This window comes from Fibrobacter sp. UWB16, assembly GCF_900215325.1.
In the GTDB taxonomy this organism is placed as follows: Bacteria; Fibrobacterota; Fibrobacteria; order Fibrobacterales; family Fibrobacteraceae; genus Fibrobacter.
Window position 1 is genome coordinate 394,825 of record NZ_OCMS01000003.1, and the last position, 24,662, is coordinate 419,486.

The following is a 24,662-nucleotide window of genomic DNA, read 5'->3' on the forward strand; positions in this document are numbered from 1 at the left end:
AGCAATTGGCTCCTGTTTTTTTAAGAGTTTGTTAAAAGGGAGATAGATATGAGTGTGGAAATGAGCTTTAAAAAGCTGATGGGCATTGCAGGTGTTGCTGCAGGCCTCTCTATGTTTGCGGTAACGGGTGCAAATGCGGCTCCGGACCCGAACTTCCATATTTACATTGCTTACGGGCAATCGAACATGGAAGGTAACGCTACGAACTTCGACAAAAATATCGATGGTAAGGAACATCCACGTGTCAAGATGTTCGCGACGACGTCTTGTTCGAATCTCGGTCGCCCGACGGTAGGTGAGATGTACCCTGCGGTGCCTCCGATGTTCAAGTGTAATCAGGGGCTTTCTGTGGCGGACTGGTTTGGCCGCCACATGGCGGATTCCTTGCCGAACGTGACGATTGGCATTATTCCGGTGGCTCAGGGCGGTACGAGTATCCGCTTGTTTGACCCGGACGATTACAAGAATTATCTCAATTCTGCGGAAAGCTGGCTGAAGAACGGAGCCAAGGCTTACGGTAACGATGGCAATGCCATGGGCCGCATTATTGAAGTCGCCAAGAAGGCTCAGGAAAAGGGCGTCATCAAGGGCATCATCTTCCACCAGGGCGAAACTGATGGCGGCATGAGCAACTGGGAACAGATTGTCAAGAAAACCTACGAGTACATGCTCAAGCAGCTAGGCCTCAAAGCCGAAGAAACTCCGTTCGTCGCGGGCGAAATGGTCGATGGTGGTTCATGTGCGGGCTTTAGCAGCCGCGTTCGTGGACTTTCCAAGTACATCGCGAACTTTGGTGTCGCAAGCTCCAAGGGCTACGGCAGCAAGGGCGACGGCCTCCACTTTACCGTGCAGGGTTACCGCGGCATGGGCGAACGTTACGCTCAAGAAATGCTCAAGCTCATCAATGTGGCGCCTGTGGACCCTGTTCCGCAGGAACCGTTCAAGGGCAAGGCGATTGCTATTCCGGGCAAGATTGAAGTCGAAGATTTTGACAAGCCGGGTATCGGCAAGAACGAAGACGGCACGAGCAATGCCTCGTTTAGCGACGAAGATTCCGAAAACCACGGCGATAGCGATTACCGCAAGGATACGGGCGTTGACCTGTACAAGACCGCAGATGGTGTTGCTCTGGGCTACACGCAGACTGGAGAATGGCTCGAATACACTGTCGAAGTCAAGGCTGATGGTGATTACAGTATCGAGGCTAGTGTCGCCGCAGGCAATTCGACCTCCGCGTTCAAACTTTACATCGATGAAAAATCCATTACGGATGAAGTTTCCGTGCCGCAGACCGCCGACAACAAGTGGGACACCTACAAGATGATAGATGTCAAGGAAAAGGTCGCCTTGAAGGCGGGCAAGCATGTGCTCAAGCTCGAAATTACTGCCAATTACGCGAACATCGACTGGATCCAGTTCAGCCAACTGGGCGAGGTACCGCCCTATGAAGGAATCGCGAAAGTCCGTTTGGACATGACCGAAGCCGAAAGCAACTTTAGCGTGTACAGCATGCAGGGCCAAAAGCTCGGGACGTTTACCGCAAAGGGAATGGCCGACGCTGTGAACCTCGTCAAGACGGATGCCAAGCTCCGCAAGCAGGCGAAGGGCGTGTTCTTTGTCCGCAAGGAAGGCGCAAAGCTCATGAGCAAGAAGGTTGTCGTTTTCGAATAATTCTAGACTCCATGAAGGGTCCTGGCGGATGCTAGGACTCTTTTTTTTACAAAATGCGGTTTTTGAGCGAATTTCGCAATTCATTGACAAAACGTCCATATTATATGGAGCATATATTTGAGCTTTTTCTGCATTTTTAGGGTAGATTCTTTATAGAAATTTTGGATTAAGGGATATAAAAATGAGCGTGGAAAGAGAATTGAAAAAAATCCTGGCCTATGCAGGTGTTGCTGCAGGGCTTTCTATGTTTGCGGTTGGGGCGAATGCGGCTCCGAACCCGAACTTCCATATTTACATTGCTTACGGGCAGTCCAACATGGCGGGCAACGGCGATATCGTACCGTCCGAGGACCAGGCAAATCCGCCCAAGAACTTTATCATGCTTGCTTCGCACAATGCAAATGCAAGCCAACGCAGCGGCAAGACGAATCAGTCTATCAAGACGGGCGAATGGTACCCGGCAATTCCTCCGATGTTCCATCCGTTCGAAAACCTCTCCCCGGCGGACTACTTTGGCCGCGCTATGGCCGATTCCTTGCCGGGCGTGACCGTGGGCATTATCCCGGTTGCCATCGGTGCTGTGAGCATCCGCGCCTTCGACAAGGACCAGTACGAAGCTTATTTCAGGGGCGATGGCAAGGACATCATGAACTGGGGCTGGCCCAAGGATTACGACAACAACCCTCCGGGACGCATTCTGGAACTTGCCAAGAAGGCAAAGGAAGTGGGCGTCATCAAGGGCTTCATCTTCCACCAGGGCGAAAGTGACGGTACCGATGCCAACTGGCGCAAGACCGTTTACAAGACCTACAAGGACGTGATTGATGCGCTTGGCTTGGACGAAAACGAAGTCCCGTTCGTGGCGGGTGAACTCCTCCAGGAAGGCCAGAACTGCTGCTCTAGCAAAAACGGCGGTATTGCCCAGCTCAAGCAAAATTTCAAGAAGTTCGGACTTGCCTCTTCCAAGGGCTTGCAGGGTAACGGCAAGGATCCGTACCACTTTGGTCGTGCGGGCGTGATTGAACTTGGCAAGCGCTACTGCTCCGAAATGCTCAAGCTTATCGACAAGACGATTGATCCGGATGCTCCGCCGGTAAACCTTGTGGACCCGAGCCAGTCTACGGTTCCGGATGAACCGCCCGAGGAATATGGCCCGTACACCGAAGCTATCGCTATCCCGGGCAAGGTGCAGGCTGAAAACTACAACAAGGGCGGTGCCGAAAAAGCCTACCATGACGAAAGCAAGGGTAACGAAGGCGGCAAACTCCGCAAGGATGACGTCGACATTTACCAGCCGAACATGGGTATTACCGTGGGCCACTGCCAGAAGGGCGAATGGCTCAAGTACACTGTGAATGTTGAAGCCGATGGCGACTACGGAATTACAGCCAATGTCGCTGGCGAAAACGGAACCGGTAGCTTTGTCCTCTACATCGATGACAAGAAGGTCGGTACGGAAATCGCAAACGAAGGCAAGGGCTTTGATACATTTACCGAAGTGGACGGTGGCAAGGCTACGCTCACCAAGGGCGAACACGAACTGAAGATTGAAATCACCAACGACTGGATCGATATCGACTATGTTGAGTTCAAGGAAATCAGCGCACAGCCGCCTATCGGACTTAAGAATATCCGCCTTAGCATGACCGAAGCCGAAAGCAACTATAGCGTGTTCGACATGCAGGGCATTAAGCTGAGTTCGTTTACCGCAAAGGGCATGAACGAAGCCATGAATCTAGTGAGGGAAAACGCAAAACTCCGTAAGCAGGCAAAGGGCGTGTTCTTTGTCCGCAAAAACGGAAGTAAATCTCTAACCAAGAAGGTGGTGATACATGAATAAAAACGAGTTGGTAATCGTAAAGCAAATTGCTTTCTTCTTTGTCGTCGCTGTTGCTCTTGGCTTCATCTACGGCTAATAAAATGAGAGAATAATACACGGGAAAAATTAGTGTGACTCCTATGGAGCCTCGGCGAATGCCGGGGCTCTTTTCGTATGGAGATGGAGATCGCGGCGCGTTATCAAGAATGCGCAATGGTCTGCATTTATAAAAAGTAATCGGTGGTTTGAATGCCTGTTGGTGTGTGAAAAAAAATGAAATTTTTAGAAAATGGTGAAATTTACGTGAAAAAGGTTTGAAAATACGTGGCTTTCACGTAATATTTAAACGTTGTCTGTAGTTTTGAATGTGGAAAAGCTGGTTTTGGGGTGTTTTTCAAAATTTCAGTAGCTGACAACTATACAAGATAAAAGAATCGCTCCGATGGACTCGGAGCGATTTGTAGTGTCTATAGGATGAATTATGAAATCAAATTTGATTTATTACTTCACGAAGCTTGCCGGAAGCGTGAACTGCTTGAGGAACGGCCAGCCAATGCTAGCGTCACCGTAGTCGTGACCACCGCCCTGCTTGGTGCAGAGCACGACCTTCGTGCCGTCCTTGCAGTTGGAGTATTCCTGGCAACCATTGGAGTTCTTGGTCGGAGAGCCTGTGCAGCCGTTCTTTTCGGCCCAGAACTTGAAGGTGCCTTCGGCGCCAAGGAAGTTCAAACCGTCGTTGAAGCCGCTATCGCCACCTTGGTAACGGCAGACCGGGTCATTCGTGCCGCGGAAGTTGATGACAGAAATCGGACGAGACATCTTGCATTGAGCACTGTTGGTCTTGTTCAAGTCCATAGCTGCTGGAGCAACTGCGGCGAAGACATCGGACATCATGCAAGCCACGTGGTTACTCATACCGCCACCCATCGAGAAGCCGGTAGCGTAGATGCGCTGCGGGTCGATGCAGGCGATTTCTTTGAGCTTATCAATCATTGCGTAAGAGAACTTGACGTCATCGTCGTTGGAGCAGCAGGGGCCGACGTTCCAGCCGTTACCCATTCCACCCGGTTTGCCAGTGCCGTCCGGATAAAGCGTGATTACGCCTTCGGGGTCAGTCTTGGCCTTGTACGGAGAACTGCCAAATTCGCCTGAACCGCTACCGCCAATCGGGTGGTAGTCAATAACGAGCGGTACGGGCTTGTCACCCTTGTAGGCGCTCGGCACGTGCATAATGAATGTACGTTTCTTGCCATCGACGGTCACGTCCATGTTCTGTCTATCTACGGGCTTTACCGTCTTGCCGGCGCAGTCAACGATGATTTGTTCAATCTTGGCGCTGCTAGAAGATTCTTCAACGCTAGAAGAAGAAACCTTTGCGGAAGAACTAGATTCAATCTTTTTGCTAGAACTGGACTGAGCACTAGCCTTGGCCATCTTGACGATGACGCCCGTTTCAACTTCGGCCTTAGCCTGGTAGGTGGCGTTCTGGTAGCCTTCCAGTGAGAACTGCAAGAACGGCAGCGGATCACCTTCCTTCATGAGGGTGACTGTCTTGCCTATCTGGTAGGTAGCGCGGTTTCCGTCGGCGTTAATGCGGAGGAACTTGGCGCCCTTAGCCATAGTCTTGTTCAAGTCGACCTGCATAAAGCCGTCGATGTTATGTTCCGTCTTGGAGGCGCAAACTTTGCCGAGTGCATCCATCACGGACACGGTAATCGTTTGGGCCTTTACGCCGGAAATGGTAATGATGTTGTTGCTGAAACCGATGAAAGCCTTGGCTACCATAGCGGAGTGCAAACCTGCTTTCTCGTTAGAGATTGTAAATGTACCGTCTGCACCTGATGTGGATTCTATACCCGCATAGTTGAACGATGTAATCTTGACGCCGGAAAGTGCTCGGCCCGAACCTTCTGAGGTGATTGTGCCATCGATACTCCAAGCGAAAGACAGAGAGCTAAGCGCTGCTACTGTTCCTGCGAATGCCATGGATTTAAACATGGTCATAGCGACTCCTTTTTATAGTTAAACATTCCAAACTCTATTCATCCACCGGGTCCAACCAAATCCCCCGAACTTCGCTAGACCTGTACAAAATATAGATGGATGTTTCTTAGGTGTTGCGAAATGGTGTTGTGAAAAATTATAAAGCGTTGTGAAAATTGCGAAAAGGAATTTTTACAAAAGAGGCGCGGTTTTCGACACGTTTTCGGGGTTGTAATGGGGTGTTATTGATAAAAAATCCATAAAAAGGGCGTGCGATTGCGGGTTAAAACCATGTAAATGGGATAAATTATGATTGTTAATCTTATCTAGCCTTGGTTGGAAAGGAGTGATTATGGGATTGTTTAGTAAGATGGCGAAGTCGGCTGTGGTTTTGGCTGCTTTTGCTGTAGTGAATAGTGCAGCCGTTAAGGTTAATAACCCGATCATGTATGTCGATAGCCCGGACCCTTCCATTGTCCGTGTTGACGATGCTTATTACATGGTCACGACGACCATGCACTTTGCGCCTGGCGTGCCTGTTTTCAAGAGCACGGATTTGGCGCAGTGGCGTACTGTGGGTTATGCCTACCAGACGCTTGCCAACAATGACCAGCAGAATTTGAATGGCGGCAAGGATGCCTACGGTAAGGGCTCCTGGGCATCGAGCATCCGCTACCACAAGGGATTTTTCTACGTGCTGACCCCGTCTTACACGACGGGCAAAACTCATTTGTACAAGACTGCCGATGTGGAAAGTGGCCAGTGGTCCGAAGTGCAGCTCCCGTTCTACCATGACCCTTCTTTGTTCTTTGATGACGATGGCACCGTGTGGGTGTTCTACGGCAGTGGTGACCAGATTAGCTACGTGCAGTTGAACGACGACGCTAGCGGCGTGAAGGCTGGTGGCCGTAGCGGTAAGCTCGGCGGCGTGAGCGTGAACCAGGCGACCGGCAAGAGCGGCTATATCGTGCAGCAGGAAGGCTCGCACATGGAAAAGGTAAACGGCGAATACTATCTGTTCACGATTTCTTGGCCGAACGGTTCCTGCCGTACCGAAGTGGTTTACCGTTCTAAGAACCTCTTGAGCGGATATACAGGAAGAGTTTTCCTCTCTGATAACGGTGTTGCGCAGGGTGGCATTTTCGATACTCCCGATGGCAAGTGGTATGCGCTTTTGTTCCGCGATTCCGGCCCGGTTGGCCGTATGTCGCACTTGGTGCCGATGGAATGGAAAGACGGTTGGCCAGTGCCTACGAGCGGCTCCAAGGCCCCTTCGACAATCGACTTGCCGGAATCTCCGCTCCCGGGCTACGGCATGGTCACGAGTGACGATTTTGAATCTGGCGAACTTGCTCTCGAATGGCAGTTCAACCATAACCCCGATAACAAAAACTGGAGCTTGTCTGCAAATCCGGGTTACTTCCGCATTACAACAGGCCGCACCGATAGCCGTGTCGTGAATGCAAAGAACACTTTGACACAGCGTTCCTTTGGTCCTAAGAGTTCTGGCCGTACGCTTGTTGACGGCAAGGGCATGAAGGATGGCGATATGGCGGGCCTCGTTGCTTTGCAGGATGACAAGGGCTTTGTCGCGCTTGCAAAAGATGGCGGTAACTACAAGGTTGTGATGTACAGCGGAAACAAGGATGGCGAAAGACTTGTAACAAGTGAAAATCTTTCGGACTCCAAGGTTTATCTGCGAATCGATTTTGACTTGCCGATTGACCGTGGTACTGCATATTTCTATTACAGCACCGATGGTAGCTCTTGGAAAAAGATTGGCAACGATGTGAAGCTCAATTATGACCTCCACATGTTCGTGGGCGTGCGCTGGGGCCTCTTCAACTTTGCGACCAAGCAGGCGGGCGGCTATGCAGACTTCGACTGGTTCAAGGTCGGTACCGATGTGAACGATGAAATTTATCTCGACGGCGCTGGTTCTGAACCTGTTCCGCAGACTCCGTTCTGTGCTGCAGGCGAAAACTGCCCTGCAAATGCAATCCCGGGCAAGATTGAAGCTGAAAACTTTGACGTGCCGGGCAAGGGCAAGGATGGTTCCTCTTACTATGATGGCGATTCCGAGAACCACGGCGATAGCGACTATCGCAAGGGCACTGGCGTGGACCTTTACAAGAAGGCAACTGGCGTCATTGTGGGCTACAACAGCGAAGGCGACTGGCTCGAATATACCGTGAATGTGAAGGAAGCTGGTGACTACACCATGTTTGCTGCGGTTGCTGCAGCGGGCTCCACCTCGAGCTTCAAGCTCTCCTTGGATGGCAAGGATATCACCGAAGAAATTGCGGTGCCTGCCGCAAGTTCCGGCGAAGAAAATTATGACGATTATAACAAGGTAAAAGCAAACGTAAAACTCCCGGAAGGCGAACATGTACTCCGCTTCACGGTTGTTGGCTCTTGGCTTGATATCGACTACTTCACGTTCGTGAAGGGTGCGGATGCTAAGGATCCGGAACCTATCGAGCCTATCGGTATTGCTAATGCTGTCCGCTACGGTGTGCAGGGCGCGCAGGTATATCGCGTCTACAGCCTCAACGGTGCTTTTGTCGGCCGCATCGATGCCATGAATAGCGTTGATGTGCGTAGCAAGGTGAACAGCCTCGTGAAGGAAAGCGGCGTGTACCTCGTCAAGTCCCTCACCACCGGCACCTCCCACCGCCTCTCCGTAACAAAGTAATTCTTCATATTAATTCATAGTTCCTCAAACACCCCCAAGGCTTGGATGCACCCGCGGAAAGCTTGCTTTCCTGCGGGTATATCCAAGCCGTTTTTGTGTTCTTAAAACACCCTATCACACATTTCCAGAACAACCAAGAGGCCAGAATCACATCTCGGAAAGCTTGCTTTCCTGCGGGTATATCCAAGCCGCTTTTGTGTTCTGTAAACACCCCTATTACACATTTTATCCCCTCAACCCATTGTCAAAACCGCAATGGAAAATGTTTACCGCTAAGTGATAATCGCCAATCCAAAAGGTATTTTCTTCATAGGTAAAATGGGAAATAAACCTCAAGGAGTAGAGGTATGTTTGGTAAAATTTTTAAGAAGGCGCATTGCGTCCTTTCTCTTGCCGTATTGGCGAGTCTCACCACTTTTTCATTTGCAGACAACATTAATGTGAACGGCACGAACCGTACCATGAATGTGTATGCGCCGAAAAATATTGAAAAGGGCCGCCCGCTCATCATCCAGATGCACGGTATGAATCAGGATGCCCCGTATCAGCAGAACGCCGCCAAGTGGGAGCCGATTGCCGATACCGCACGATTTGTGGTCGTGTTCCCGAACGGTCAAAACAAGGCCTGGGACATCGGTGGCGACAAGGACATCAATTTCCTCAAGGCGATTATCAACGAAATGTACAACAAGTACGGCATTGACAAAAATCGCGTGTATGTTTCGGGATTCTCGATGGGCGGCATGATGAGCTACCATGCGGCAAACAAGATGGGCGATATGATTGCTGCCATTGCCCCGGTTTCTGGTGGCGGTGGCGTGAACTCGCCCAAGCGCGCCATGCCGATTATGCATACCCACGGCACTTCCGATGACGTGGTAAATTACAGCAGCACCGTGAATACCCTCAAGGGCTGGGTCTCTGCGCAAAAATGCTCTTCAAGTTCCAAAGTCACAAAGCCGTATCCATCAAGCAAGCCGGGTTCTGCCGCCTCTCTCGAAGTCTGGAGCGGCTGCAAGGATAACGTCGAAGTCCGCTTGCTCACCATTGCAGGCAAGGGCCACTGGTATTCCATGGACGAGGCGGTCAGTGTCAACACGAGCGTTGAAATCTGGAATTTTGTCAAGAATTATTCGCTGGACGGCTCTTCGCTTCCGCCGCCAATTCAGGTGCCGACCGACCGCGACAGCATTTTCAACGGTGGCTTCGATTCGACCGACGTGGCCTGGACTTTACAGACTCACGGCAGTGCCGCTGCTACAGGTGACGTGAAAAATGGCAAGTATCAGCTTGACATTTCTGCCATCGGCACGGAAAATTACCAGGTGCAGGTGATTCAGCACGACTTGCACCTCGAAAAAGGTCAGTGGTACGAAGTGAGCTTTGATGCTAGCGCTGGCGCCTCTCGCACGCTCGAAGTAAACGTGGAACAGCACACGGATCCGTGGGCAAGCTACCTCACCGAAAAGAAGAATTTTGAAATCGGCAAGGAATCCAAGAAGTATTCTTTCCAGTTCCAGATGACCGCCGCCACCGACAAGGATTCCCGCTTGAGCTTCAATGCGGGCGCCTCGACAGGCACGCTCACGCTTGATAATGTCACGCTCAAGAAAATTGCGGAACCGGACCCGGGAACAATTGCACTTGCGCCATATCTCCGCCTCCAAACGGCAAGCGGCAAGTTCGGTGTCTATAACCTCGCGGGCAAACGCCTTGGATTTGTCGAAATCATCGAAAACGACGTGCCGAACATCCAAAAAACGATGAAAAATGCTGGCTTTGGCAAGGGCGTTTACATCTTGCGCAACAAAACACGTTCGTTCATGTTGCCCGTTGACCGGTAAAAGGCTAAAAAGTTTCGTTCTCTCTCACCAAGAGCGCTCCCTGGCTTCGGGGACGCTCTTTTTTTACATCTCTCAATAACTAACCACTAGAAACCAATGACTCTTGACTAATAAATAATAACTAATTATCCATCGTGGATAAAATGTCAAAGGAACATGTGTAATCCCTTTATTTTTTTTTGTTTTTTAGGGGGTATTTTTAGTTTGGGGATGATTAATACTTAGGATACAGGAGTGCTTATGTTTGGTTTGAACAAGAAAAATGGTCGCAAGTTTGGAGTGCTAGCTTCTTTGGCTTTAGCGGGATTGGTTTCCCAGGCCTTTGCGCATCCGGATAGCTTGGTGCTTACGCCCCCGCTCGGGTGGAACAGCTGGAACGTTTTCCACGAAAACATCAACGAAAAGCAGATTCAGGAAATTGCCGACGCGATGGTCAATTCCGGCCTGAAGGATGCGGGCTACATCTACCTGAACCTTGACGATAACTGGATGGACACCAAGCGCGATGCCCAGGGCAACCTCCAGAACAACCCGAAGACTTTCCCGAGTGGCATGAAGGCCATCGCTGATTACGTGCATAAGAAGGGCCTGAAGTTTGGCCTTTACGGCGACCGTGGCAAACGCACCTGCCACCATTACAATAGCAACTGGCAAAGCGAAAGTGGTTCCAACGGCCACGAAGTTCAGGACGCCAAGAAGCTCGCTGAATGGGGCGTTGACTACTGGAAGTACGATAACTGCGACTCGGATCCGAGAACGCAGGAAAAAGATTACACTGCAATGTCCAACGCTCTCCGCAATTCCGGACGCGACATCGTGTTCAGCATTTGCATGTGGGAATACAAGGACTGGATGCCGAAAATTGCTAACCTCTGGCGCACCACTTTCGACATTGGTCCCGAATGGATTTCGACTTCGTGGTACCGCGGCGTCTACGAAATTATCGATGCGAACAACAAGTATTGGCAGATTGCAAAGCCCGGTCACTGGAATGACCCGGACATGCTCGAAGTAGGTAACAGAGGCCTCTCTTACGAGGAACAGCGCTCCCAGATGACGATGTGGTCCATCATGGCTGCTCCCATCATGATCAGTTCCGATGTGCGCAACATGAGCAACGAGACTAAGGAACTCTACCTGAACAAGGACATGATTGCCATTAACCAGGACTCCTTGGGCGTTCAGGGCCACCGCATTTCTGACAAGAATGGCAAGCAGGTTTGGACCAAGCCTTTGAAAAATGGCGATATCGCCGTGGCGCTTCTCAATAACAACAATTCTACCCAGACCGTCGAATGCAACTTTAAAGACATTGGCGTGGAAGGCGAAGTAGAAGTCCGCGATGCCTGGAAAAAGAAGGATTTGGGACCGGTCTCTAGTGTTTCTATTGAACTCCCGGCTCATGGTTCTGCACTGCTCCGCTTGGTTTTAAAGCCGGTTCCGCGCGAACCGTTCAAGGGCAAGCCTCTTGACATTCCGGGTAAGATCGAAGTGGAAGATTTCGATGTGAACGGCGTGGGTCAGGGCAACACCACTTACAACGAAAGCGATACAGAAAATCACGGCGATTCCGATTACCGCCCGGGTACTGGCGTGGACCTTTACAAGAAGGCTACCGGTGTCATTGTTGGCTACAACCAGGCAGGCGAATGGCTTGAATACACCGTGAACGTTGCCGCATCTGGAAAATACACCATGAAGGCTTCCGTGGCTTCGGCCAATAGCACTTCGAGCTTCAAGCTCTCCATGGATGGCAAGGACATTACTGATGAAATCCCGGTTCCTGCTGCAACTGAGGGCGAAGACAATTATGACGAATACAACGAGGTCAAGGCCGACGTGAACTTGACCGAGGGTGAACACATTCTCCGCTTTACTGTAACCGGCGACTGGATGGATATTGACTACATCGAGTTCGTTGATGAAAAGGTTGGGCTTGCAAAAACTCGTCTCACGTCGTTTGAATCCGAGAATTCCTACAACGTGTTCAGCGCAACGGGTAAGCACCTCGGCCGCGTGGACTTGAATGGCGCTAGCATGCCGCAGGCGCTCAAGAACGCTGGGTATGCACGTGGCACGTACATGGTGCGCTCTGTCAAGGGTAACCAAATCCAGCGTGTGAACGTTCGCTAAATAGCACTTTGCGTTGTTTCCCCGGCCTTTGTGCCGGGGCAGCATTGAGATTTCTCCTCACAAACACATTCAAAATGCCTCGCGCTTCCGCGAGGCATTTTGTGTAATTCCTAACTCTAAAAAAGAATATTCCACCCTCTCATAGCTATGGATAAACAGTCCACAATATCTCGCCTTAAAACATGAAAAAAACGCATTTTCGAGAATAATTTTAGAGTGTTGTTAGGGCAAACTATGTTTGGTTTTTAAACGTGAGGTTAGGTATGAGCTTCAAAACAATTGGTCATCTTGCCGCAGTTTCTGCACTCTTCCTGGGTGCTACAGTTGCAACAGCCGCTGATCAGGCTACTTTCTATGTCGCTCCCAATGGTAGCGATTCCAACAAGGGTACCGAAGAGGCCCCGTTCAAGACCATTACGCAGGCACAAAAGGCTGTGCGCGCCATCAACGGCACCATGACGGGCGATATTTCGGTCATTCTCCGTGGCGGTACCTACCAGCTTTCGTCTACGGTCAATTTTACTGAGGCTGATGGCGGTAAGGATGGTTTCTACGTCCGCTATAAAGCCTATCCGAACGAAACTCCGCTTATTACGGGCGGTATCCCGATGTCTGGCTGGACGATTCACGATGAAAAGAACAATATCTGGAAGGTCGAAGGTGTCGATGCCCGTTTCCGCCAGATGTACGTGAACGGCAAAAAGGCAATTCGCGCGCGTATGCCGAACTTGCTCGATAACGGCGACCATAACTTCTTCCGCTTGAACAAAGTGGACTCTGCCGGCAGCGCCTTCCTCGTCAACAACAGCGATATTGGCGAAGCCAACTGGAAGAATTTGAACAAAGTTGAAATCCACTTGATGATTGCCTGGGCCGAAAGCATTTTGCGCCTTGAATCGGCTACAAAGAACGGCAATGTCACAAAGCTTGAACCGCGCGACCCAGAAAGAACAAAGCTCTTTAAGCGCAAATACCCGATGCTTGGCACGGCTTTCATGAGCAATCCGCCGAAGCAGCAGGTCTACTACCTCGAAAATGCTTACGAATTTATCGACCAGCCGGGCGAATGGTACTTGGACGAATCGACCGGTACGCTTTATTACAAGGCCCGCGCAGGCGAAAACATGGCGACCGCAAATGTTGTCGTTCCGCGCGTCAATACGCTCTTCAGCATTCTCGGTAAGGATACAAAGAACAAAGTTGGTTACATGTCTTTTGAAGGCATAACCTTTGCAAACTCCAATTTCTTGCGTCCGAGCGAAGAAGGCTTCCTGGATTTGCAGGCAAGTATGTTCAACATTGATGTGCTCCCGGAAAATGGCCGCCTCGGCAGCAATAAGTTCCTCCTCTGGCGTCCGGATGCTGGTTTCCGCGTCGAAAATGCGCACCATTTCAAAATCAAGAATTGCACGTTCACGCAGATGGCTGCAACTGGTCTTGACTTTGTCTCTGGTACAAATGATGACGTGATTGAAGGCAACGTATTCTATGAAATCGGCGGCTGCGGCATTATGCTCGGCAAGTTCTCTCAAGACTCCACGACCGAAATTCACATCCCGTACAACCCGACCGACAAGGACGAAATCAGTACCCGCGATACAATCCGTTACAACCTCGTGACAAACGTGACGAATGAACATCAGGGCGCTGTGGGCATTGCCGCCGGGTATCCGCGTTATGTCGTCATCGAAAATAACGAAGTGTCCTATACAAACTATTCCGGTATCTCTGTGGGTTATGGCTGGACCAAGAGCGAAACAGCCATGACGAACAACAAAATTAATAAGAACAACATCCACCACATTGCCCGTTTGCTTTGCGACTCCGGTCCGATTTATACATTGAGCAACCAGGGCACGGGTAGCGAAATCAAGGAAAACTACATCCATGATATGTCCCAGTCCAAGTGGTCGGATTACTGGATTTTGCCGATTTATCTTGACGAAGGCTCTAGTGGCTTTGCTGTCGAAAACAACTCTTACAAGAACGCTCCGAGCGGCGTTGGCCGTAACGCTCCGGGTCAGTTTACCGAAAAGAACAACAATGGCTACATCGCTTCTGTTGCCGAAGCGGCAGGCCTTCAGGGCGAATTCAAGAACATCGGGGATCGCATCAACACTATCCCGCTTCCGGACTTCTCCAATGTGGTTCCGCAGGCTCCGTTTGTCGACAACATGACAATCCCGGGTACCATCGAAATGGAAAACTACGATGAAGGTGGCCAGAGCATTTCTTTCAACGATAAGGACTTTGTGAACGAAGGCGGCGTCTACCGCGAAGATGGCGTGGACATCACTCAGATTGATTCTACGGACAAGTCTAAGGGCTACGCTGTGGGTTACACGCAAGCTGGCGAATGGATGGAATACACCGTGAATGTCACAGCTGGTGAATACGTGTTCCTCGCTAACGTGGCTACCGGTCTCGAAGGCTCTAGCTTCCAGCTCTTCTTGGATGGCAAGGCGATTAGCGATACGATTGTTGCCCCGAAGGGCGAAGACTGGAATACTTATGGCACTGTCGAAGGCAAGACGATCGCTCTTGAAGCTGGTGAACATGTGCTTCGCGTGGCCATCACGGGCGCTTACTTGAACATCGACTGGATCAAGTTCGGCAAGTCCAAGGATGAAATCATTTCCATCAAGCCGAATGTCCGTTATGGCTTGAACATGGATATCTCTCGCAGCTCTACGCTGAACGTGTTTGATATCCGTGGCCAGCACATGGGCGTCATCCGCGTGATGGGCATGCCGACAACGAGCTCTGTAATGCAGGCTATGCATGCAAAGAACTTCAAGTCTGGTGTCTACTTTGTCCAGAGCGTGAACAAGGCATTTGGCAAAATGATTCAGGTAAAATAATTTTGGAGTGGGATGACTATGAAACTTACAAATAAACTTTTGTTCGCATTTGGACTTGGTTTTGCGTCCAATGCATTTGCAGAAAACCCGATTATCCAGACGTACTATTCGCCGGATCCGGCTCCGGTCGTGTTTGGCGATACCGTCTGCGTGTACACGGGTAACGACGAAGGCGGTTCCTTCTTTACCATGCACGGTTGGCGCGTCTCTTGCACCACCGATATGGTGAACTGGACCGATATGGGCGAACTCATCCTCACGAATGAAAGCTTTGGTGGCAATGCCAAGAAAAACGGTGACTGGGCTGCTCAAGTTGTTCGTCGCAATGGCAAGTATTACTACTACGTGACTGTAGAATCGACTCGCGGTGGCCGCGCTATCAACGTTGCCGTGGCAGACAAGCCCGAAGGCCCGTTCAAGGATGCGCGCAATGGACAGCATCTCGCAGGCCCGAACTGGGATTACATTGACCCGACCGTTTGGATTGATGACGATGGCCAGGCTTGGCTCTACTGGGGCAACCCGAAGCTCTATTATGCTAAGCTCAAAGAAAACATGATTGAGTTCGATGGCGATATCAAGGTGACGGACATGAGTCGCGGATTCTCTCCGAGCGGAAACTCCGTTTACACAGAAGGCCCGTGGATCCACAAGCGCGATAAGAAGTATTACATGATTTACGCTTCTCATGGCGTGCCTGAAAAGATTTCTTACTCCACCAGTGATTCTCCGACGGGTCCGTGGAAGTGGGGCGGCGTCATCATGGATCAGGGCAACGGGACTGCGTTCACAAACCATTCCGGTCTCATTGACTTCAAGGGCCGTAGCTTCTTCTTCTATCACAACCAGAAGAACGTGAGTGGCGGTGGCTATAGCCGTTCTACTGCAGTTGAAGAATTTACCTGGAATGCTGACGGTTCGATTCCGACCATCAAGTCTACGAATGATGGCGTCAAGAAACCGATCAAGAACCTTGACCCATTTACTCGCGTTGAAGCCGAAACGAAGTCTTGGGTCGGTGGCATCAACGTCGACAAGAGCGGTGGATACACCATCATCAAGCATGTGGCAAAGCAGGGCGATAACGTCTACCTCACCAACATGGGCTCGAACTTCTATACAAAGGTTCGCTCCGTGGACATGGGTGATGGCGCAGACCGCATCATTGTATGCACGAGAGGCAATGGTGGAAAGATTGAACTCCACGCTAAGTCCGAAACAGGTGCAACACTTGCAACAATGAACATCCCGGCAAGCTCCAGCTGGCAAGAAAACACCTTCGACTTGAAGGATGCTGCAGGCGTTGAAGACTTGTTCTTCGTTGTCAAGCAGGGTGGTTTCGATTTCGACTACTGGTACATGGAAAGCGAAAAGACTGCTGTTCCGCAGACCCCGTTCAAGGAAGTTGCATCTGCAATCCCGGGCAAGATTGAAGCGGAAGATTACGATGTCGGTGGTCACAACAAGGCCTTCTACGATAACGACCGCGAAAACAAGGGCGGCGCCTATCGCGAAGACGAAGTGGACATCGTGCAGATTGATTCTACGGACAAGTCTAAGGGCTACGCTCTCGGTTACACCGAAGATGGCGAATGGGTGGAATATACCATCAATAACCAGCTTGCTTCGGAATACACCATTGTATTGAACATGGCTACGGCATCTGATGATGTCGGCGTCCAGTTCTTCATTGACGACAAGGAAATTACCGATGTCATCAAGGCCGAAAAGGGCGAAGATTGGGATCATTATTCTACGGTTGAAGCAAAGACCAAGGAAATCCCGAAGGGCGAACATGTACTCAGAATGCAGATTGTCGGGAACTTCGTGAACGTGGACTGGTTCAAATTCTGCATGGGCTTTGATTGCGAAGAAAGCTCGATTGCTCTCCCGAAATCTCGCGTGGAACTCCAGATCCCTGAAAAGATTTACGCAGTCTTTGGCATGACCGGCAAGTTCCTCGGCAATGTTGAAGTGAACGGTCAGAGCGTTGCAAAGTCCATCCGCGCCGCAGGCTTTGTGCCGGGTGTGTACATGGTCCGCAGCGTTGGTCAGTCCAAGACCTTCCGCGTCCTCGTGAAGTGACACAGAAAGTGTCATCCTGAACCCGTTAGCGACCACGTCATCCTGAGCGAAGCGAAGGATCCAGTAACATTCCAAAATGGCGACCTCCGGGCCGCCATTTTTTTTTGTCATAAAAAGTCCTGACATCTCGAATTAGAACATTCCAAATCGCAATAAATAAAATCTTTCCTGCGCGTTCGACCTTTGATAAAATGTCCACAGAACCTTGTTTTAGAGGTGAAAAAAAATTCGTTTTTGGGGGTATTTTTGAATTAGGAATATGATAAGGGAGGACTTATGAACTTTGGTTCTAGTTTGTCTTTGGTTTTGTCTGCTGGACTATTGTCCGCAGTATCTTTGTTTGCCCAGCCCAACGATGAATGGAATGGCAAGCCAAGAATTTTTGGTGTGAACAGGTTGAATCCGCACGTGACTTCGATGCCATATACGACAGTCGAAGAAGCTGTGAAGGGCGACCGTCACGCTTCGGAATGGTACCAGACGCTTTCGGGCGAATGGAGATTTTACCATGTCGATAAGCCTAGCCAGCGTAACAATGATTTCTACAAGGACAACTATGATGTTTCCAAGTGGGATAAAATCAAGGTTCCGAGTTCTTGGCAGCTTTTGGGCTACGACCATCCGATTTATACGAACGTAATTTATCCGTGGTCCCAGAACAACCGTGTTTCTGCGCCTTATGCCCCGACAGACTTTAACCCGGTCGGCCATTATCGCCGTACGTTCACGGTTCCCGAAAAATGGGATGGCAAGCGTATCCGTTTGCACTTTGAAGGTGTTGAATCAGCTTATTATGTATGGGTGAACGGCAATTACGTTGGCTATAGTGAAGATACTTTCACGGGCCATGAATTTGATATCAACAAGTACCTCCGCAAGGGCGAGAATAACATTTCCGTACAGGTGTTCCGCTGGTGCGACGGCTCCTGGCTCGAAGACCAGGACTTTATCCGTCTTTCTGGCATTATGCGTGACGTTTATATTTACGCAGTGCCTGAGGTCCACATTCAGGACTTCCAGATTGATGCTACTCTCACGAATAATTATAAAGATGGCCTCTTGAAGACGACCGTTTGGGTCTATAATTCTACAGGTAAGCAGTCTGGTGAATACACTGTCGAGCTTTCCTTGTACGATGCTTCCGGTGCCGAAGTCATCAAGCCCTCTGCCCAGAAGGTTTCTGGCATTGGTGCTGCTGGTGAAAAGAGCGTGCATTTCGATCTCCCGCTTTCTTCTCCGAAGCGCTGGTCTGCCGAAACTCCGGACCTCTATTCCGCAGTGCTCACGTTCAAGGACGGGTCCGGCAAGATTATCCAGGTTGAAAGTAACAAGGTTGGCTTTAGAAAGATTGAAATCAAGAAAGAAAACGGCGCTCCGCGTTTGCTCGTGAACGGCATGCCGGTGAAGTTCCACGGTGTTGACCGCCACGAACTCGATCCGGATGATGGCCGTGCAGTCACTTACGACCGCATGGAAAAAGACGTGATTCTCATGAAGCGTTTCAATATCAATGCGCTCCGCATGTCCCATTACCCGAACAACCCGGTGATGTATGATTTGTGCGACAAGTATGGTATCTACGTGATTGACGAAGCGAACGTCGAAAGCCATGGCGCCAACAACGACCTTCCGAAAAATAGCGACGACTGGCGCGCCCCCGCTGTGGACCGCATGAATTCCATGGTGCAGCGCGACAAGAACCATCCGTCCATTATTCTCTGGTCCCTCGGTAACGAAGCGGGTAACGGTAACGTGTTTGCCTCGGAACGTGAACGCGCCCACCAGATTGACTCCACTCGCTTTGTGCATTACGAAGGCGACTGGAACAACGCCGATGTGAACAGCTGGATGTACTTCGGTCCGGATGCAATTCAAAATTATAGGGATGCCAACAAGCCGATTATGTTGTGCGAATACGAGCACGCTATGGGCAACTCCGTGGGCGACCTGCAAGAATACATGGATGCCTTCTACGGCAACCCGCGTGCTTTCGGTGGCTTCATTTGGGACTTCATCGACCAGGGTCTCCGTCACAAGGGAACTCCGTACTTTGAATTTGGTGGCATGTGGGGCGACTGGCAGAACGACGACAACTTCTGTGCAAACGGCCTTGTGTTCCCCGATCGTAAAATCCAGCCGGAAATGTGGGAAGTCAAGTACCAGTACAGCCAGGTGCGCGTCCATAACGTAGACGCCGCTAAGGGCAAGATTGAAATTGAAAGCCGTTACCTCTACAAGAATCTTGGCGACTTCCTCGATGCCTTCTGGCAGATCAAGGAAAACGGCAAGGTGATTAAGGAAGGCAAGATTGACGGTTCCCAGATGAACATCGGTCCGAACCAGAAGAAAACCGTAACGATTGACATGCCAAAGATTGAAACGACAGTCGGTGCCGAGTACTTCCTGGATATCGATTTCCGCCTCAAAAAAGATGAACTCTGGGCAAAGGCTGGCTACAGCATCGGTCACGAACAGTTCGGCATTGACTTGGGACAGCTCTGGTCTACCGAAATCGACGTGAGCTCCATGGAAGCCCACAAGGTCACTAAGAACAATGGTCTCACGATTGAAGGCTCTGATTTCAAGATTAAGTTTGACGAAAAGTCCGGTACGCTTGCAAGCTACGTTCTTGATGGCGATACGATTATCAAGAACGGCGGCCGTCCGAACTTCTGGCGCGCCCCGATTGATAACGACAAGGGCTTCAACATGGAACGCGGCCATGGCGAATGGCGCAAGGCAAGCAACAACCGCTCTGTCACTTCCGAAGTCAAGGAAGTTTCCGCTCGCGAAACGCAGGTGACGTTCAATTTCGGTTTCCCGGATGTCGGCAGCACCCGCATGAAGCTTACGTACACGGTTTACGGCAGTGGCGATATCGTTGTGGAATACACGCTCAACCCGGATGGCACCAAGAGCTATTTGCCGAACGTGGGTACGCTCTTCACGGTTCCGGGCGGCTATGAAAAGGTCCGTTACTTTGGACGTGGCCCGGACGAAAACTACATCGGACGTAACCGCGGTAGCTTCATGGGACTTTATTCGACGTATGCAGACTCTATGACCGTCATGTACATGGAAATTGGCGAAACGGGCCAGCGCACCGATGTCAAGTGGGCTACGCTTACAAACGAAAAGACGGGCAAGGGCCTTATGGTTGTGGGTAACCCGCGCATGGAATTCAGCGCCCAGCACTACACTCCGGAACAGCTCACCAACGTGAAGCTCCCGTGGGAACTCAAGCGCGACAAGGATATCACGCTCCGTGTGGACTTGCACCAGATGGGTGTCGGCGGCATCAACTCCTGGGGTGCCGAACCGCTCAACGCTTACCGCCTGAATGCCAATCGCGAATACTCTCACAAGTTCCGCATAGCTCCGATTCGTAAGCAGTTGAACGATCCGACAGAATACTCGCTGCTTGGTTTCAAGAACTTTGGCTGGAACAAGGAAATTCCGCCTGCTAAGTACGGCCTGGATGAAATCAATAAGATTTACGAAAATCAGCCGGATAAGGACATTACGGAAGGTGCAAATCCTGATACGGAAGGGCTTATTCCTGTAGCGCTCCCGGGCAAGATTCGTGACCTCTCTGTCGCAGAAAAGAACTACAATGTCTTTGACGCTCAGGGCAAGAAGGTTGGTGCGTTTACGACTCGCGGTGTCGAAGACCTCCATGCGATTACGTCTGGGCTCGTCAAGAATTCTGGCGTGTATATCGTGAAGTCTCAAAACGGCGGCCAAGCTTTCCGCATCACCGTTAAGAAGTAAGAAATAATCGATTGAAGAACTGTCATCGCGAGGCTCGCAACACCCCCTCGCGATGACTTTTTTATTTGTATGAAAAATGATAAGTTGATTTATATGTTGGTGTAAGCGAGAAAGACTATTAAATAATTTAATGATGATAATAAAACGTCGAGAGAATGGAAGCGTCGGCCAAGGTATTGTCTTCGCAGTAGCGTGCAAAACGAGAGTCGCGGGCGACTGCTTACAGGCGCACATGACCGAGTGAAGCCGCTGACGCCGTAGGCGTCAACTCCGAGCTGGGGCCCCGCCCGCATGACGTGCATTTTGCATTCAAAAAGGTTTTTGGTCGATGAGACCCTTTTCTATTGATAAAAAATCAATGAGAAGAATTCCAAACCTATATGAAATCCCCTCTTCGAGGGGTATTTTTTATAAGGGAAAACTGTCATCCTGGAGAGTTCGTAGAACTCGATAGGATCTATGAAAATGGTGTTGTTTGTGGGATTTGAGGAGTACACTATGTTTGAAACAAAGAAATCTTTAGCGCATCGAATCCTTGGCTCTGCGGCATTAGTTTGTGCCGTAGCCTTTTCGAATGTTGCCGCAACGACAGACAATCCGCTTACGCTTTGGTATAATAGCGATGCTGGTTCTGAATTCACGAACGCGCTTCCGATTGGTAACGGCTACATGGGTGGCCTTATTTACGGTGGTGTTGAAAAGGATTACATCGGCCTCAACGAAAGTACAGTTTGGTCAGGTGGCCCGGGCGACAACAACAAGCAGGGTGCCGCAAGTCACTTAAAGGATGCCCGTGATGCCTTGTGGCGTGGCGACTATCGCACGGCAGAATCCATCGTGAGCCAGTACATGATTGGACCGGGGCCTGCAAGTTTCCAGCCGGTGGGCGATCTTGTGATTTCTACTTCGCACAAGGGTTCTTCCAATTACCGCCGTGAACTTGACCTCAAGACTGCAATCGCAAAGACTACCTACACAGTGGGCGGCGTCAAGCATACCCGTGAATATTTCGCTAGCTACCCGGACCATGTGATTGTCGTGCATCTCTCTGCGGACAAGGATGGCTCGGTGAGCTTTGGCGCTACGATGACGACTCCGCATCGCAATAATAAAATGTCGAACAGCGGCAACACGCTCATTTACGATGTTACCGTCAATTCCATCAAGTTCCAGAACCGTTTGACCGTGGTTACGGACGGCGGAACCGTTTCTGTGTCTAATGGGAACATTTCGGTGAACGGAGCCAACAGCGCAACGCTTATCCTCACGACCGCTACAAACTTCAAGTCTTATAACGATGTGAGCGGTGATCCGGGTGCCATCGCTTCCGATATCATGTCGAAAGTTGCCAAGAAGTCCTATGAAGATTTGCTTGCAGCACATCTCAAGGATTACCAGGCCATTTTCAACCGCGTTAAACTCGACCTTGGCACGGCCGACAAGAGCGCAGGCGACATCACCTCCACCCGCGTGAAAAATTTCAATTCCACGAACGACCCTTCTCTCGTAGAACTCCATTACCAGTATGGACGTTACTTGCTCATCGCAAGCTCCCGTAAGGGTGGCCAGCCGGCCAACTTGCAGGGCATCTGGAACAAGGACACGAACCCGATTTGGGGTAGTAAGTACACCACGAACATCAACCTCGAAATGAACTACTGGCCGGCAGAATCCGGCAACCTTGATGAATGCGTTTGGCCGCTCATTGACAAAATCAAGTCCATGGTGCCGCAGGGCGAAAAGACCGCCAAGGTGCACTGGGGCGTGGATGAAGGCTGGGTAGAACACCACAATACCGACCTTTGGAACCGCTCTGCTCCGATTGACGGTGCATGGGGACTTTGGCCGACAGGTGCTGGCTGGCTCACGACCCACCTTTGGGAACACTTCCTCTACAATCCGACGGACAAGGCGTACCTCAAGGATGTTTACCCGACGATGAAGGGTGCCGCACTCTTCTTCGTGAACAGCCTCGTCGAAGAACCGACTACGGGCAACAAGTATTTAGTCACCGCTCCGAGCGATTCCCCGGAAAATGACCATGGTGGCTATAACGTTTGCTTTGGTCCGACGATGGACAACCAGATTATCCGCGATGTTTTGAACTACACGATTGAAGCTTCCAAGATTCTCGGCGTTGACGAAGATGTCCGTGCCAAGATGGAAGCAACCGTCAAGCGCCTCCCACCGACAAAGACGGGTAAGTACGGACAAATTACGGAATGGCTCCAAGATTGGGATGATCCGAACAACAAGAATCGTCACATTTCTCACTTGTACGGCCTTTTCCCGAGTTCTCAGATTACTCCGGAAGAAACTCCGGACTTGATCAAGGGTGCAGGCGTTACGCTCCAACAGCGCGGTGACGATGCTACCGGTTGGTCTCTCGCTTGGAAAATCAACTTCTGGGCGCGCATGCACGATGGTGACCACGCCTACAGAATGATCCGCATGCTTCTCACGCCGAGCAAGACTTACAATAACTTGTTCGATGCGCATCCGCCGTTTCAGATTGATGGTAACTTCGGTGCAGTTTCTGGCGTGAACGAAATGCTTATGCAGAGCCACAACAACAGAATCAACCTTCTTCCGGCACTTCCGTCGCAGTGGGCTAACGGAACGGTCAAGGGAATTCGCGCTCGCGGCGGCTTTGAAATCGATTCCATGGCATGGAAGGGTGGCAAGCTCACGTATGTCGCTATCAAGTCTCTCGTTGGTGGAACATTGAATGTCGTGTCCGGCTCTAACAAGTACTCGACTGCAACGGTTGCGGGCAAGGTCTATGAATTCGATGGCAATCTCAAGGTGACGAACGCTCCGTTCGAACCGCTCGAAATTACAGACAAAATTCAGGCTGAAAACTATGTCGCTATGGACGGCGTGCAGATTGAAGAAGATTCTGTTGGTACTCCGAACATCGGCTGGATCAATGACGGCGACTGGACGCAGTATTACGTGAATATCCCAACGGCTGGCAGTTACACCTTGACGGGTCGCGTTGCAACAGGCTCCGAAAAGGAAAGTGTCATTACGGTCACGGATTCTGTGGGCAAGATTCTCGGAACACTCTCTGTGGACCCGGCAAAGTCTAAGGGCTGGAACGACTGGTATGAATCTTCTACGAAGATTACGCTCCCGGCGGGCAAGCAAAAGCTCACGTTCACGTACACAGGCGAAGACACTTACCTTGGCAACGTAGACTGGTATAATTTGAAGTCTGATCTGACGGCACTCCCGCAGGCCAAAATGCATAATGCTTCGCTTTCCGTAAGCCGCGTGCCGTACTCTCACGCATCCATTGCTCTGATGGTTACAGCTCCGGCCTCCAGTGACTTTGTTGTCCATCTTGTTGGTGTGAACGGCAAGTTCATTGGCTCGCAGCGCGGCCACGGCGAAGGCCTCGCTGAATTTGGCAAGTCGTCACCTCTTGCTCCAGGCATGTACTTCGCCATCGTCAAGAGTGGCTCCATGCAAAAGACCATGAAACTCACTGTCCATTAAGCTTGTCACCCCGCACTTTATGTCATCCCGGCCTTGTGCCGGGACGGGGGCGCCTTACACACTTTCCTCCTCACTCACAAAGCCTGGGACTCTCGCAGTCCCGGGCTTTTTCGTGTTATGTCTCCCCGGATTTATTCCAGGGTCACCTTTATATTCCGGGATTGGCATCTGTCATCCTGAGGCCACGCCGAAGGATCCAGTGAATTCTTGATATCTCTTTTTCCTCCTCACTCGCAATTACAGATTCTTCCTATTGATAAATTGACAAAACAACTTGCATTCACGCATACGACATTCCA

Annotated in this window: 10 protein-coding genes; 9 read left to right on the forward strand and 1 reads right to left on the reverse strand. The window is 50.6% G+C overall.

Annotated elements, in window-relative coordinates; all coding sequences use genetic code 11:
• Positions 1 to 48: 48 nt before the first annotated feature.
• Both CRN95_RS11475 and CRN95_RS11480 read left to right on the forward strand, forming a co-directional pair.
• Positions 49 to 1,671, forward strand: coding sequence for a sialate O-acetylesterase (locus tag CRN95_RS11475; RefSeq protein ID WP_097020966.1), 1,623 nt, complete (start codon positions 49 to 51; stop codon positions 1,669 to 1,671).
• 199 nt (positions 1,672 to 1,870) lie between these two features.
• Complete coding sequence (locus CRN95_RS11480) at positions 1,871 to 3,511, forward strand: sialate O-acetylesterase (protein ID WP_235003010.1); 1,641 nt, start codon at positions 1,871 to 1,873, stop codon at positions 3,509 to 3,511.
• Positions 3,512 to 3,991: 480 nt separating this feature from the next.
• On the opposite strand, the gene CRN95_RS11485 is transcribed toward CRN95_RS11480, so the two are convergent.
• A complete protein-coding gene (locus CRN95_RS11485; protein WP_088630407.1) occupies positions 3,992 to 5,494 on the reverse strand; it encodes a prolyl oligopeptidase family serine peptidase in 1,503 nt (500 codons plus the stop codon).
• 331 nt (positions 5,495 to 5,825) lie between these two features.
• Between CRN95_RS11485 and CRN95_RS11490 the strand changes: the two genes are divergently transcribed.
• The 7 genes from CRN95_RS11490 (at position 5,826) to CRN95_RS11520 (ending at position 24,363) form a co-directional block, all read left to right on the forward strand.
• Positions 5,826 to 8,168 (forward strand): family 43 glycosylhydrolase, encoded by a 2,343-nt coding sequence (locus CRN95_RS11490; protein ID WP_097020967.1) that lies wholly within the window; start codon positions 5,826 to 5,828, stop codon positions 8,166 to 8,168.
• Positions 8,169 to 8,515: 347 nt separating this feature from the next.
• A complete protein-coding gene (locus CRN95_RS11495; RefSeq protein WP_097020968.1) occupies positions 8,516 to 10,012 on the forward strand; it encodes a carbohydrate binding domain-containing protein in 1,497 nt (498 codons plus the stop codon).
• 240 nt (positions 10,013 to 10,252) lie between these two features.
• On the forward strand, positions 10,253 to 12,145 hold the full coding sequence (locus CRN95_RS11500) for a carbohydrate-binding protein (RefSeq protein WP_097020969.1): 1,893 nt from the start codon (positions 10,253 to 10,255) through the stop codon (positions 12,143 to 12,145).
• A gap of 263 nt (positions 12,146 to 12,408) precedes the next feature.
• Complete coding sequence (locus CRN95_RS11505; protein ID WP_097020970.1) at positions 12,409 to 15,006, forward strand: carbohydrate-binding protein; 2,598 nt, start codon at positions 12,409 to 12,411, stop codon at positions 15,004 to 15,006.
• 18 nt (positions 15,007 to 15,024) lie between these two features.
• Entirely contained in the window at positions 15,025 to 17,091 is a 2,067-nt protein-coding gene (locus CRN95_RS11510) for a family 43 glycosylhydrolase (RefSeq protein ID WP_097020971.1), read from the forward strand.
• 276 nt (positions 17,092 to 17,367) lie between these two features.
• Positions 17,368 to 20,862, forward strand: coding sequence for a glycoside hydrolase family 2 TIM barrel-domain containing protein (locus tag CRN95_RS11515; RefSeq protein ID WP_097020972.1), 3,495 nt, complete (start codon positions 17,368 to 17,370; stop codon positions 20,860 to 20,862).
• Positions 20,863 to 21,360: 498 nt separating this feature from the next.
• Positions 21,361 to 24,363: a glycoside hydrolase N-terminal domain-containing protein gene (locus CRN95_RS11520; protein ID WP_097020973.1), complete on the forward strand. Its 3,003-nt coding sequence runs from the start codon at positions 21,361 to 21,363 to the stop codon at positions 24,361 to 24,363.
• Positions 24,364 to 24,662 lie beyond the last annotated feature (299 nt).

What these genes read in the sequence shown, in the direction of transcription:
- CRN95_RS11475 (WP_097020966.1), top strand. Translation starts at nt 49, where the DNA reads ATGAGTGTGGAAATGAGCTTTAAAAAGCTGATGGGCATTGCAGGTGTT.
- CRN95_RS11485 (WP_088630407.1), bottom strand. Translation starts at nt 5,494, where the DNA reads ATGACCATGTTTAAATCCATGGCATTCGCAGGAACAGTAGCAGCGCTT.
- CRN95_RS11490 (WP_097020967.1), top strand. Translation starts at nt 5,826, where the DNA reads ATGGGATTGTTTAGTAAGATGGCGAAGTCGGCTGTGGTTTTGGCTGCT.
- CRN95_RS11495 (WP_097020968.1), top strand. Translation starts at nt 8,516, where the DNA reads ATGTTTGGTAAAATTTTTAAGAAGGCGCATTGCGTCCTTTCTCTTGCC.
- CRN95_RS11500 (WP_097020969.1), top strand. Translation starts at nt 10,253, where the DNA reads ATGTTTGGTTTGAACAAGAAAAATGGTCGCAAGTTTGGAGTGCTAGCT.
- CRN95_RS11505 (WP_097020970.1), top strand. Translation starts at nt 12,409, where the DNA reads ATGAGCTTCAAAACAATTGGTCATCTTGCCGCAGTTTCTGCACTCTTC.
- CRN95_RS11510 (WP_097020971.1), top strand. Translation starts at nt 15,025, where the DNA reads ATGAAACTTACAAATAAACTTTTGTTCGCATTTGGACTTGGTTTTGCG.
- CRN95_RS11515 (WP_097020972.1), top strand. Translation starts at nt 17,368, where the DNA reads ATGAACTTTGGTTCTAGTTTGTCTTTGGTTTTGTCTGCTGGACTATTG.
- CRN95_RS11520 (WP_097020973.1), top strand. Translation starts at nt 21,361, where the DNA reads ATGTTTGAAACAAAGAAATCTTTAGCGCATCGAATCCTTGGCTCTGCG.